Consider the following 13,073-nt stretch of genomic DNA (forward strand, 5'->3'; position numbering starts at 1 on the left):
AATCGACGTCGCGGCCAATGGCCCGATGCCACGCATAAGAGCGGAGGAATGCACTGTGAAACTCGTGAGCTTACTAGTACTAGCCTATCTGCTGGGCGCAATTCCCAACGGGGTGTGGGTTGGTAAGGCTTTCTTTAAAACTGATATTCGTCAGGCCGGCTCCGGCAACATCGGAACCACCAATACCTACCGGGTGTTGGGGCCCTACGCCGGGTCGGCCGTCATGATTCTGGACATCGCTAAGGGGACCGTCGCGACGCTGCTGCCCACCTGGGGCCACGTCACCACCTTTCTGGGGACGGCCACCCCGTTACTCTTCGGGTTGTTCGCCATTCTCGGCCATACGGTGTCAATCTTTAATCACTTTAAGGGTGGCAAGGCCGTGGCGACCTCGGCGGGGATGCTCCTGGCCTACAACCCGTTGATGTTTGTCATCGCCGCGGGACTGTGGGTCAGCCTGATTTACTGGACCAGCATGGTCAGTCTGGCCAGTATGATCGCCTTTACCCTGATCATGATCATCTCACTTTTTTTCCACGATATTTATTTAACGGGCATCGCGGTGATCTTGACCATCTTTGTCTTCTACCGGCACCGCAGTAACATTCAACGCATCCGGCAGGGCACCGAATCGATGGTCCCCTTCGGCCGCGGTTACAAGCAACGCCAGACGAAATCCTAAACTGATTACGACCAAAAAACGTCACCCCCGCGGGTGGCGTTTTTTTTGGTTTAAAAGTAAGTGACCTGATACCCAGCTTCGAAGCTCTGGTGCGCGGCCAAGTGATTGATGGCGACCTTAGTGGCCAACTCGCCGGTAGCGTGCACGTCATCGGCGAGACCCCACCAGGGTTCCAGACAAACGAACGGGGCCTGCTTCGGGTACGGTGACCAGATGCCCAGGTACGGTGCCTTGACGGTCAGGGCCACGCCGTGTTCATCACGCGGGGTGCCTAACATGACCGTGGTCTCATGATTGTCGAGACTTAAGACCTGCGCGTCGTGGGCAAACAACTCGTGGTCTAGGGTTAACGGCTGCGTCAGGTCCAACGGCACGGGATGGCCGGTATCACTGTACGGACCGACTAGCGGGACGCGGGAGTAGACCTTTTTAGGTGCCACCGTGACCTGGTAGTCCTCGAACCGGTTAAAGACGTTCCCCAGCGGGACGTTAAACCCGGGATGCGCGCCCAGTGAGAATGGCAGCTCGGCGTCACTGGGGTTATCGACCGTGAAGTGGACCCGTAGCTGGTGGTCAACTAGCTCGTACTTGACGGTCAACGCAAAGTCAAACGGGTACTTTTCTCGCGACTGGTCGTCACTGGCGTAGCGGAGCGTCACGGACGTGGTGGTTCGTGACCATAACCGAAAGGCGTTGTCGCGAGCGAAGCCGTGTTGGGTCATGTGGTAGGTCTGGTCGTTAACGCGGTACTGGTTGTCCTGTAGCCGGCCAACAATCGGAAAGAGGATGGGCGCGTGCCGCCCCCAGTAGACGGGGTTGGCCTGCCACATGTATTCAAGGTGACTGGCGTTATCCTTGACGCTGGTGAGTTCGGCGCCTTGCGGGTCGATTAAAACGGTAAGATAGGTATTGCTTAGGGTTAACATGGTAAGTTCCTCCCAACAATTATGTAGACCAAAACCCCGACCTGATTCGACCGGGGACTTGGCAAAAAGCGGTTTAGCAATTTAGCGGTTTACAAGATGTAGCGGGACAGGTCCTTGTTTTGAACGATGTCGCCAATCTTGTCGTTGACGTAGTTTTCGGTGATGGTGACGTCGCCCGTCCCCATGTCCGGTCCTTCGTATAACAGGTCTTCCAACAGCTTTTCGAGGACGGTCTGTAAGCGCCGGGCCCCGATGTTTTGGTTCTCGTGGTTCAGTTCAAAGGCCAGTTCGGCGATCCGTTCGATGGCTTCCATGGTGAAGGTCACCTTGACGTTGTCCGTCCCGATCAAGGCAATGTATTGCTTGACCAGCGCGTTGTTGGGTTCCGTCAAGATCTTGACGAAGTCTTCCTTGCTGAGGTCGTTGAGTTCCACCCGAATTGGGAAGCGCCCCTGCAGTTCGGCGATCAAATCGCTGGGCTTGGATTCGGCGAAGGCCCCGGCGGCGATGAACAGGATGTGGTCCGTGTCGATCGTGCCGTACTTGGTCTTGACCTGGGTCCCTTCGACGATCGGTAAGATGTCACGTTGAACCCCTTCACGGGAAACGTCACCGCTGTTTTGGCTGCTGCCCTTGGCGATCTTATCGATTTCGTCTAAGAAGATGATCCCGGTATTTTCGGCCCGTTGGATGGCGTCGTGGTTGATGTCAGCGTTGTTGACCAACTTCTCGGATTCTTCGGCGACCAGGATTTCGCGGGCTTCGGCGACCGTGACCGTGCGCTTGATGCGCTTCTTAGGCATGATGGACCCTAAGGTATCGTTCAAATCGATGCCCATCTGGCCCAGCATGTTGTTATCGGTAGCGTTGGCCTGTTGCGGGTCGTCCATCTCGATTTCGACCATGTGGTTTTCCAGTAAGCCCTTGTTCAGCTGGTCGGACAGCGATAACCGTTCGTTGCGGATATCGTCGGTGACCTCTTCATCCTGCTGGTTAGGCATGGTTGGCGTCTGGCCGTTTTGCATCTGCGAGAACATGTTCATCATGTTGGCGAAGTCGTTATTGTTCTTGTTTTCCTTCTTCTTCGCCGGGGCCAATAACTTGACCAACCGCTTGTTGGCAGCTTGAACGGCGTCGGCACGGACGTTCTTGAATTGGTCCTTCTTTTCCATGGACACGGCCACCTCGACCAGGTCCCGGACCATCGATTCGACGTCGCGACCCACGTAGCCGACCTCGGTGAACTTGCTGGCTTCGACCTTGGTGAACGGTGCGTGGACGATCTTAGCTAACCGGCGGGCAATTTCGGTTTTCCCGACCCCGGTCGGTCCGATCATCAACATGTTTTTAGGCGAAACTTCTTCTTGCATAGCCGGGTCCAGTTGCATCCGCCGGTAGCGGTTGCGTAGGGCGATGGCGATGGCTTTTTTCGCGGCGTCTTGGCCAATCACGTATTGGTCGAGTAAGCTAACGATTTCTTTGGGTGTTTTATTAATGGCGTCCACAATCAATCCCTCGTTTCTTAGAGTTCTTCTGAAATGACGTTTTCGTTGGTGAAGATATCGATCCCACCGGCAATGTGAATGGCACTTTCGGCGATTTCCTTGGCCGTCATGTCGGGCGCGTGGTGGTGCAACGCGGTGGCCGCGGCCAGCGCGAAGTTCCCGCCGGACCCGATGGCTAAGATGTCGTCGTCGGGGGCGATGACTTCGCCGGACCCGGAGACCAGTAACATCTCGTCCTTGTCCATGACGATCAGTAAGGCTTCCAACTTTTGTAAAGCTTGGTCCGACCGCCACTGCTTAGCGAGTTCGACCGCGGCCCGTTGGAGGTTGCCACTGTATTCGTTGAGTTGGCCTTCGAACTTTTCTTCCAGGTTGAAGGCGTCGGCGACACTGCCGGCAAACCCAACGACCACCTTGTCGTTATAGATCCGCCGAATCTTGTGGGCGGTGCCCTTCATGATGACTTTTTCTCCCATGGTGACTTGTCCGTCACCGGCCATGGCGTTGTGCCCGTTATGCCGCACGGCACAAATCGTGGTGGCTTCAAATTTTACTGGCATATGCTCCGTCTCCTTATCTCATTAACGTTGTTTTGGTTTAGTCTCTTTAGCTTCGGTCGCTCGCGGAAAGAACTGACGATAGTCCCGCTGCAAATGTTCGCGTGTGACGTGCGTGTAAATCTGGGTGGTCGATAGACTGCTGTGACCCAGGAGTTCCTGGACCGACCGCAGATCCGCCCCGCGATTTAACAGGTGCGTGGCAAACGTGTGCCGCAGCATGTGGGGATGAATGTCGGTGGTTAAGGTACTGCGCTTGATGATCTGGTTGAGCAGGTAGGTGACCCCGGCCGCGGTCAATTGCTGGCCCCGGTGGTTCACGAACACGTAATCGTGGTCCTGCTGGTACTGGGTCATTAGTGGCGTGCGGGCGACTTGGAAATACCGTTGCAGTGCGTCGCTGGCGTAGTGGCCAAACGGCACGTAGCGTTCCTTGTTGCCCTTCCCTTCGACCAGCATCATGCGGTTGTCGAAGTCCACGGCACTTAGCGTCAGATTAACGCACTCGCTGACCCGCATCCCCGTGCCGTACAGCACCTCGAGGAGCGCGGAATCGCGCGTGGCCAACTGGGCGTTGGGGTTTTCGCTTGCCGCCGTGAACAACGCGGTCATCTCCCGTTCGTAGAAGAAGCGCGGCAGGTGATCCTGGTGCTTTTTCAGCCGTACGTAGGCGAACGGGTCGTCGGTGACCTCCCCGTTGCTCAACAGGAAATGGTATAACGACCGCAACGTGGACAATTTCCGCGCAACGGTGGTCCGCGCGTAGTGCTGGTCGTACAGGTGACTCAGGTAGACCTCGACATCAAGCTGGTCGATCTGCCCCCAAGGCTTGGTCCCGCCGTTAGCCGCGAGAAACTCACAAAATTCGTGTAAGTCTTCATGGTAGGCCTTGACGGTTTCGGGCGAATACTGCCGTTCACCGCGCAGGTAGGTCATAAATCTATTGATCTCGTCTTGCACTGGACATCCCTCCCGCACCTGTAATGCTAGCAAACGATTTCTGAAAACACAACTAACTCGTTAAACCACAAAAAACGTAGGCTCTATACTTTTTCCTGTTGATGAACTACCAATGTGGTAATCTATTAACAGGATTTTTTTGAAAAAAAAAGAGGCCCACAGGTCCCCACACACAAAAAAATCCACCCACTACAGCATCATCAAAGGATGTGAGAAACCATGAACCCTATAGATAATAATATAAAATTTTCACTCAGTATTAAAGACCCAAATGTTATTTTTTTCAGTTATAAGCATCAATTCATAAAATCAAAACCTGCTAAAGTCTATGTTGCCAATGTAAAAGCCACTTATACAAGGTGTCCTCAATGTGGTTTTGAAAACTTTAGTCATAACGGACACTATGTGTCACGCGTTTCATATCCGTCGGCCAACGCTAGTGAGCCCGTCTATCTTGAACTTCATAAAGAACGATTAATCTGTAAAAATTGTGGAAACTCGGTAATGGCAACAACAGACCTCGTCAATAAGTATTGTAATATTTCCAAAGCTACCAGACAAAAAATATTCATGCATCTTCAGGATGATCGTACTCAGACTAGTATTGCTTTAGATAATAGTGTTTCTCCCAGTACCGTTTGTCGCTATTTAGACAACTATGATGATCTATTTCGGAGAAATTATCATTCTTTACCTGAGCACTTATCTATGGATGAATTTCGTGGTGTTGGCGGCGATTTCCACTTTCTTTGTATTAACGGTGATGGTGATCATGAAATTCAACAGATCCTACCGGATCGCTTTAAACAAACTATTATTGATTACTTTAATAAGTTTGACAGCACCGCTAGAAAGCAAGTAAAGACAGTTTCTCTGGACCTTAATAGTTACTATCAAGATATCGCCAGATTGGTATTTCCAAATGCCAAAATAATTGTCGATCGTTTTCATATTGTTGCGATGATGACTAGATCTTTTAACCAAAGTCGCGTTCAAATTATGAAAGAATACAAGAAACAATCCAAGGAATATCGGATGCTTAAATTCTCCTGGAAACTTTATTTAAAACACTTCGATGAGCTTGAGATTAAAAAAACATTTTTCGATCGACACCTTAGGAAACAAGTAACTCAACTCGAAAGAGTTCAGTTAGGTCTAGATGTTGATGAAAGACTGTTAAATACTTATAACGCCATGCAAGGCATTATGATATGTCTTAAAAATCACGACAAAGATGGTCTTGTTCAATATTTATATAACAACGATAAGCTTAGCTCGCAAATGAAAGATGTTTTAACCACATTTAAAAAGAATCTTGAAATAGTCCTCAATGCCAGTGAATCAAAGTATTCTAATGGTCCAATTGAAGGGATCAATAGAATGATTAAGCAAATTCAAAGAACTGCCTTCGGTTTCCGAAATTATCACCACTTAGTTTCAAGAGTTAAATTACAACAAATGAGAACCAAACCAAACAAAAAGACACTGTTAGAAGTTGCATAACTTCTAACAGTGTCCCAAATTCATCTATCAACAGGATTTGACAAAGAGCCAAAACGTAAACCCCGCGGGCTTACGTTTTTGGCATTTATTTCTGAGGTGCTTCTTCGTAGTCGCCGTTGGGGCAGACAATCTGACTGCCGCCGCGGATCTTCTTTAAGACCAGGTAGTGCCCGTCCTTCGGGCAATCCCGGCCGACCGGCTTATCCCAGGAGACAAAGTCACAATCCGGATAACGCGAACAACCGTAGAAAATCCGGTTCTTCTTGGACTTGCGTTCGATGACTTGGCCCTGGTGACAAACCGGGCAGGTCACGCCGATTTCCTTGACGATCGGCTTGGTATTGCGGCAATCGGGGAAGCGTGAACAAGCATAGAACTTCCCGTAACGCCCCATCTTAATGACCATTGGGGCCCCACAAATATCACAGTCGAAACCAGCGGGTTCATCGCGAATCTGAATCTTCTCGATGGCGTCTTCGGCGTGAGCGACTTCCGTGGAAAATGGCTTGTAGAAGTTGTCGACGACCTTGACCCAGTCCTGCTTACCGGCTTCGATGCCGTCCAACTCGTCTTCTAGGTCGGCCGTGAAGCCCACGTTGACGATGTCGGGGAAGTAGTCCTTGATAATCTTATCGACGATCTCCCCCAACTCGGTGGGTTCAAACCGCCGACCGACGAGCTTTACGTAGTACCGACGTTGAATGGTATCCAGCGTTGGCGCGTAGGTCGAGGGCCGGCCCACGCCGTTTTCTTCTAAGGCCTTAATCAGGTTGGCTTCGGAGTAGCGTGCCGGCGGCTGAGTAAAGTGTTGGGCCGGATCGGTCTTGGCCAGGGTAACCTGGTCGCCGATTTCGAGGTCGGGTAACAGGTTATCCTTTTCCTTACCGTCCTTGTAGATCTTCAAGAACCCTTCAAACTTCATCTTCGACCCGTTGGCCCGGAAGGTCACGCCGTTTTGTTCGATGGTCACGGCCATGGTATCCATCACCGCGTTGGTCATCTGACTGGCCACGAAGCGGTTCCAGATCAACTGGTATAACCGGAATTGGTCCCGGTTCAAGCGATCCTTGAGGCTGGCCGGGGTCCGGTAGACCGAGGTCGGCCGGATGGCTTCGTGGGCGTCTTGGGCGCCTTCAGGCAGCTTCCCCTTGATGGGTTTGGTCGCCGCGTACTCGGCTCCGTACTTTTCGTGTAAGAACGTCGAAGCTTCGTGCTTGGCTAAACTCGAAATCCGGGTGGAGTCGGTCCGCATATAGGTGATAAGCCCCTGCGTGCCTTCCTTACCCAGGTTAATCCCTTCGTAGAGCTGTTGGGCGGCCATCATGGTCTTACGCGTCCGGAAGTTCAGCTTCCGGTTGGCGTCCTGTTGCATGGAACTGGTGGTAAACGGTGGTTGCGGGGAACGCTTCCGTTCCTTACGTACCACGTTGGTGACGTCGAAGGCCTGACTCTTGTCGAGCTGACTTAAGATAGCTTGCACGGCGGCGTTATCCTTTAAGCCGTGCTTCTTCCCCTTCAAGCCGTAAAAGCTGGCGTCAAATTGATGCCGGGCCTTCTTGAAACTTCCGTCGATGGTCCAGTATTCTTCGGGCTTAAAGGCCTTAATCTCGTTTTCCCGTTCAATGATCAGCGCTAAGGCGATCGATTGAACCCGGCCGGCACTCAGGCCCTTCTTGACCTTCTTCCACAGCAGTGGTGAGATCGAGTACCCCACCAACCGGTCCAGAATCCGGCGCGCCTGTTGGGCGTTGACCAAATCCATATCGATGGTCCGCGGCGTCTTGAAGGCTTCCTTGACGGCGTCCTTGGTGATTTCGTTAAAGGTGACCCGGTTCTTATCCGTCACGTCTAAGTTCAAGATGTGGGCGAGATGCCAGGCAATCGATTCCCCTTCTCGGTCGGGGTCAGACGCCAGGTAAACGGCCTTGGCCTTCTTGGCCTCTGACCGCAAGCCCTTGATGACGTCGCCCTTCCCCCGAATGGAGATGTAGTGGGGATCGTAGTCGTGGTCAAAATCGATGCCCATGGAACTCTTCGGCAGGTCGCGCACGTGACCCAGACTCGGGACCACCTTGTAAGTCCGCCCCAGATACTTTTCAATGGTCTTGGCTTTGGCGGGTGATTCCACAATCACCAATTTTTTTTGCGTTTTTTTTCGTTTATGGGTGCTGGTTTTAGTTTTCGCCTTGGTTGGCAATGCGCATTACTCCCTCAAAAGGTTGGACGGGACCCCACTGATACCGGGGTTACTCAGCCCAACGCATTTATTTATCCGGCGAGTGACAGGCTCGCGAATCTTTTCACTATAATCCCACACATGATATTTCAAGTCAGGGGCGCTTGTCAACTAAAAGTTCTTCCATTATATGTTCCGAATTAAGGATGGGCTTGGCCCCCGCGAGGATCAATTCGTTAGTCCCCACCGAATTTTTCCCGTCGATATTGCCCGGCACGGCCAGGACGTTACGGTTCTCCTGTAACGCAAAATTGGCCGTGATTAGCGACCCAGAATGGTGAGCGGCCTCCACCACCAGGACGCTTTGGCATAATCCGGCAATGATCCGATTCCGTTCCACGAAATGGTGCTTGGCTCCCCTGGCGTCCCAGGGGTACTCCGAGACCACCAGGTGGGCTTGGCACAATTGATCCATTAACGCGCGGTTCTTGGCCGGGTAGCAGCGCCCCAACTCGGTCCCCACCACCGCGATGGTGGTCCCCCCGTGGGCTAAGGCCACCTGGTGGGTCAACGTATCGACCCCCTGGGCTAACCCCGAGATCAGGCAGACCCCCTGACGACTGACGGCCGGTAAGAGCTGGCGCATGGCCCGAAAGGCGTAGTCCGTGGGGTGCCGCGACCCCACCACGGCTAGCGGCGGCCGGGTGACCAGGTCGAGTCTCCCCTGAAAATACAGGACCACGGGCGGTTCGTAAATCTCACGCAGTAATGCCGGGTAGTGGCGATCCGCCAGCGTTACCGCCCGACACCGGGTCAAGCTGGCCGTCACGGCGTGAGCCAGGACGTCGGTGAACAGCTGGCGGCGCAGGGCCATCGCCCGTTTAGCCGGCAAATGGACGGCGGCTAACAGGTAATCGAGGGTTTCGGGCGTCAGGGGTAACAGCTGGGGATGATCGACCAGCCACCGCCAGCAGACCAACGCACTATGCCGACCGACACCAGCTATTAAGGGAAAACGCAATAAAAAATCACGGGCTGTTAAGGGCAATTCGCCCACCTCCTAAGGATTAGCTTTAGGAGTAACTCCGTGATTAGTCGGTCATTATTTGACGAACCGGGGCAAAACTCCGCCGGTGAATCGGGGTGACCCCCAGTTTCCGGAGGCCGGCGAGGTGCTCGGCGGTCCCGTACCCGGCGTTTTGCGCAAAGCCGTACCCCGGATAGAGACGATCGTAGCTGGCCATCAGGTGATCGCGGTAGACCTTGGCCACGATGCTGGCCGCCGCCACGCTGGCACTCTTGGCGTCACCCTTAATCAGCCGCGTCTGGGGCAGCGCTACGGGGATTTGCATGGCATCGACGATCAGATGGTCGGGCGCCAGTCCTAACCCCAAGACGGCCCGCTGCATGGCCACCCTGGTCGCCTGGTAAATGTTCAACCGATCGATCAGTTCCCGGTTGGCCACGCCAATGCTAACGGCCTGAGCCCGGTCCAAAATGATCGGGTAGAGTCGTTCGCGTTCCTTGGCCGTGAGTTGCTTGGAATCGTTGACCAGCGGCACGTCGAAGTCCGGCGGTAGGATCACCGCGCTGGTAATCACCGGCCCGGCCAGTGGCCCGCGGCCCACCTCGTCGATCCCGGCGACCAGTTGTCCGGCCTGCCAGAGTCGCCGTTCGTAATACAGCCGGTGTTGAAAGGCCGCCTCGGCCTCGGCCTGCTTGGCCAACCGCCGTTGGATCTGCTGGTAGAGTTGTTGGGCGCCCTTGCGCGGATCGGCCTGTAAGGACGTCAACCGCGCGTCGGTGGCCGTGGTCACGTCGTGCAGGTCTTGGCGCAATTGCGCCAGACTGGGACGCTTCGGAGTCGACTCGCCGGTGGCTTTAGGCATTGCCGTCACCGTCTCCGGCCTTGGGGGCTCGGTCCAGCGTAAAGCCGCCGAGTTTCTTATGCCGGGCGTCTAAAATCAAGCGTTCGCTGGCCCGTTCGTAATCGTCGCGCATCCCCAGATTAGCGGTGATCTTTAGTAACAGGTCCACGTCGCTTAACTCGAGGTCGGCCGCGGTTAGCCGGTAACGTTCCTGTACGGCGGCGGAGTGATACTGGCGGAAGAACCCTAAGGCAAACAGGGCCACGTCGTCTTTGGCGTACAGTTTTTCCTTGATGGCACCGGTCAACGCCAACTTTTGGGCCATGCTTTGGTCTTTGAACTTGGGCCATAGGATCCCCGGCGTATCGAGCAGTTCCAGGTGATTGCTGGACCGCAGCCATTGTTGACCCTTGGTGACGCCGGGGGTGTCGCCGACCTGGGCGGCCTTACGCCGCACGAGGTGGTTTAGTAACGTGGACTTCCCCACGTTGGGGACACCGACGGTCATAGCACGGACGGGCCGTTCTTTGAGCCCCTTGGCCTGCTCGTTAGCCAGTTTATCGGCCAAGATGCTTAGCGCAAGCTTGGTGATCTGCTTAGGCGTCACGTTGGCCCGGGAATCGATGGCGATCGCCGGTTGGCCTTGTGCATGATAATAGGCCAGCCAGGCCGCGGTCTGTTGCGGGTCGGCGAGATCCTTTTTGGTTAAAATGATTAAATGCGGTTTGTGTTGACTGATCCGGGTAACTTCCGGATTACGGGACGCCGCGGGAATCCGGGCGTCGACCAGTTCGAAGACGATGTCGACCAAGTGGACGTTTTCTTCCATCTGCCGAATCGCTTTGGCCATGTGGCCGGGGAACCATTGAATGGTACTCATAAGTTGTACTCCTTTGTAATATCAACGTTTCTAGCACGTTGTCTTATTGTAAAATACGATTTTGTGCCCAATTTGTGCCATGTGGCCATTCCAAATTGGGCACAAAATTTAATGCACACTAACTTTTCAGTAAAGCTATGGCTTTTAAAATGAAATTCGTTATTTTAGCCTTTTTCGTCAACGACTCTAACGAAAAAGGTAAAACGGAATTAATTGACAATCCCATTTTACCATTTTTAACACTATTTAAGATAGCTGTGTTGTTTCCAATACCAGAACCCCTCAAAGAGAAACTAATCCGGACTAATTTGTGTGTCGGCTTAATCCCCCTCAGCTGCCCCTTACAATGAGCAAGAACGGATGATCATTGTAATGGGCGAAATATTCCGGGATCTCACCTTTATAATCTTAGCTCCCGTGAATCACTATCCGGGTGGCCTGTGCTAAATCTTGAATGGGGCGAATTAAAACCCGGTTATCAAAGATGAGTCGGGGCAGTGGTAAATCGGTGAGCCACGACTATTCATCCTGTTGTAAGACGGCTTTGATTTCCGGCAACGTGTAACAGCCGGTGGTCAAACCGCGACTGCCAATCGTTAATAAGAAGTCATGAGTCTGCGAATTACTAGCTAACAACCGAATATCGCCCGTCAATTGAATCAAGGTCATATCATCGGGTATAGCGTTAATTCCGTCATCGTCAATCAGTCCTCTTCACTAGACATGTCCAATACTAGGGCCGACGAATTCTTGGATGAAAATTCGCCGATTCTCGCTAAACGCAAGACGAAGTGATTAAGGTTAGTATAACGGGAATAGCGACGGTAGACAAGCGGGTCTAAGAAGTGACGGGCAAAACGATTGAGAATAGGAAAAATTAATCGTTTTACAGAAATTAGTGGGAGTTTGGGGCGGGAACGCCCCATGAGTATAGCGATTCGCGTAGGCGAATCGCGCGACCAACAACCCAGCCAATCAATGATTGGTTGGGTTGTTGGATGAAATATTAATATATCATTGTGTCCATTGGAACCATATTACCATCTGCATCGTATTCAGTCGCTTCATGTGCCAATTCATGTCCTGCATAATAATCACGTTGCGATTGGTTGGCTTTCTTAAACCATGTATCAAAATCAGGAAGTGATGACCCGTTCTTATACCCAGGTTTTGGACTATAAACTCGCATATCGGTTAATTTAACCCAACCCGCGGCCTTATTTTTAGCATTGGACTTCACATAATACCAAATCATCCAATGACCATTGTGTTTAACTGCCGTGAATTTAGTACGCTTCCATGAATTCTTGGTATAGTTACCCAAATAGTGATTGGTCTTCAATTTGATATTATTATATGGTCCCGTCATCGTATAGGTGTGGGCTTTCTTGTTTCGAACTTTATACTTATAGTACTTATGGGTTGGGGTTAAACTCCACTTAGTACGTCGTGAATATTGACCTTTTAATGTGGCCGCTTGAGCCGTCACATTATCGGTATTTCCATTAACACCCAACGTGCCAATTCCGGTACCAACCAGCATTAACCCAACACCCATTAAGGCGATAACACTATTCATTTTCTTCATGCGGCATTACTCCCTTTTTCATCATGTTTTTCAGGACGTTCCCTTCCTACTATGTATCTATTCTCACGTTAATGACCAGGATTTCACTTTTATAGTCTTGAATGGTTTCCATAACTACTAACCTTCTTCTAACCGGTTGTTTAGGACTAGGTGGCATCATCAAGGTACAGGGTAATTGAGCCTTTAAATCAGTGCTCTTCACTAGACACTAGGTCCGACAAGTCCTTGGATGAAAATTCGCCGATTCTTGCTAATTGCGAGACGGGGTGAACGAGAACAGTGTCGGAGAACAAGCGGATCTAACGAGTGATAAAACGATTGAAGCCAAGAAAAATCAATTGTTTTACAGAACTAGTGGGGGTGGGGCGGGAGCGCCCCATATGATAATAGCGATTTGCGCGACAAATGACCCAACCAATGATCGGTCG

12 protein-coding genes are annotated in these 13,073 nt (G+C 52.1%); 2 read left to right on the forward strand and 10 right to left on the reverse strand.

Features of this window, described 5'->3' with window-relative positions; genetic code table 11:
• Positions 1 to 55 precede the first annotated feature (55 nt).
• Positions 56 to 682, forward strand: coding sequence for a glycerol-3-phosphate 1-O-acyltransferase PlsY (gene plsY, locus RI501_RS07545; RefSeq protein WP_313821368.1), 627 nt, complete (start codon positions 56 to 58; stop codon positions 680 to 682).
• A 50-nt stretch (positions 683 to 732) separates the two neighbouring features.
• Here the strand turns inward: plsY and RI501_RS07550 are convergent, their stop codons facing one another.
• The 4 genes from RI501_RS07550 to xerC form a co-directional block, all read right to left on the reverse strand.
• Positions 733 to 1,608: an aldose 1-epimerase family protein gene (locus RI501_RS07550; protein WP_313821370.1), complete on the reverse strand. Its 876-nt coding sequence runs from the start codon at positions 1,606 to 1,608 to the stop codon at positions 733 to 735.
• 89 nt (positions 1,609 to 1,697) lie between these two features.
• Complete coding sequence (gene hslU / locus RI501_RS07555; protein ID WP_313821372.1) at positions 1,698 to 3,113, reverse strand: ATP-dependent protease ATPase subunit HslU; 1,416 nt, start codon at positions 3,111 to 3,113, stop codon at positions 1,698 to 1,700.
• 17 nt (positions 3,114 to 3,130) lie between these two features.
• Positions 3,131 to 3,673 carry an HslVU peptidase proteolytic subunit gene (gene hslV / locus RI501_RS07560; RefSeq protein WP_057730879.1) on the reverse strand — a complete coding sequence of 181 codons (543 nt, stop codon included), beginning with the start codon at positions 3,671 to 3,673 and terminating at the stop codon, positions 3,131 to 3,133.
• A 21-nt stretch (positions 3,674 to 3,694) separates the two neighbouring features.
• Positions 3,695 to 4,630, reverse strand: coding sequence for a tyrosine recombinase XerC (gene xerC, locus RI501_RS07565; protein WP_313821374.1), 936 nt, complete (start codon positions 4,628 to 4,630; stop codon positions 3,695 to 3,697).
• 219 nt (positions 4,631 to 4,849) lie between these two features.
• On the opposite strand from xerC, the gene RI501_RS07570 reads away from it, so the two are divergent.
• Positions 4,850 to 6,133, forward strand: a complete 1,284-nt coding sequence (locus tag RI501_RS07570) for an ISL3 family transposase (RefSeq protein WP_010620868.1) — start codon at positions 4,850 to 4,852, stop codon at positions 6,131 to 6,133.
• A gap of 85 nt (positions 6,134 to 6,218) precedes the next feature.
• On the opposite strand, the gene topA is transcribed toward RI501_RS07570, so the two are convergent.
• The 6 genes from topA to RI501_RS07600 form a co-directional block, all read right to left on the reverse strand.
• The gene (topA, locus tag RI501_RS07575; protein ID WP_313821375.1) at positions 6,219 to 8,330 is read right to left on the reverse strand and encodes a type I DNA topoisomerase; all 2,112 of its coding nucleotides are present in this window, start codon (positions 8,328 to 8,330) and stop codon (positions 6,219 to 6,221) included.
• Positions 8,331 to 8,463: 133 nt separating this feature from the next.
• Complete coding sequence (dprA, locus tag RI501_RS07580; RefSeq protein ID WP_313821377.1) at positions 8,464 to 9,357, reverse strand: DNA-processing protein DprA; 894 nt, start codon at positions 9,355 to 9,357, stop codon at positions 8,464 to 8,466.
• Positions 9,358 to 9,400: 43 nt separating this feature from the next.
• Positions 9,401 to 10,198 (reverse strand): ribonuclease HII, encoded by a 798-nt coding sequence (locus tag RI501_RS07585; RefSeq protein WP_313821379.1) that lies wholly within the window; start codon positions 10,196 to 10,198, stop codon positions 9,401 to 9,403.
• The gene (gene ylqF, locus RI501_RS07590; protein ID WP_313821381.1) at positions 10,191 to 11,057 is read right to left on the reverse strand and encodes a ribosome biogenesis GTPase YlqF; all 867 of its coding nucleotides are present in this window, start codon (positions 11,055 to 11,057) and stop codon (positions 10,191 to 10,193) included. Before ylqF ends, RI501_RS07585 begins: the two co-directional genes overlap by 8 nt.
• Before the next feature lie 519 nt (positions 11,058 to 11,576).
• Complete coding sequence (locus tag RI501_RS07595; protein WP_313821383.1) at positions 11,577 to 11,720, reverse strand: hypothetical protein; 144 nt, start codon at positions 11,718 to 11,720, stop codon at positions 11,577 to 11,579.
• A gap of 343 nt (positions 11,721 to 12,063) precedes the next feature.
• On the reverse strand, positions 12,064 to 12,645 hold the full coding sequence (locus RI501_RS07600; protein ID WP_313821385.1) for a hypothetical protein: 582 nt from the start codon (positions 12,643 to 12,645) through the stop codon (positions 12,064 to 12,066).
• Between the last annotated feature and the right edge of the window lie 428 nt (positions 12,646 to 13,073).

The sequence above is a fragment of the Levilactobacillus zymae genome, assembly GCF_032190635.1.
Classification (GTDB): domain Bacteria; phylum Bacillota; class Bacilli; order Lactobacillales; family Lactobacillaceae; genus Levilactobacillus; species Levilactobacillus zymae_A.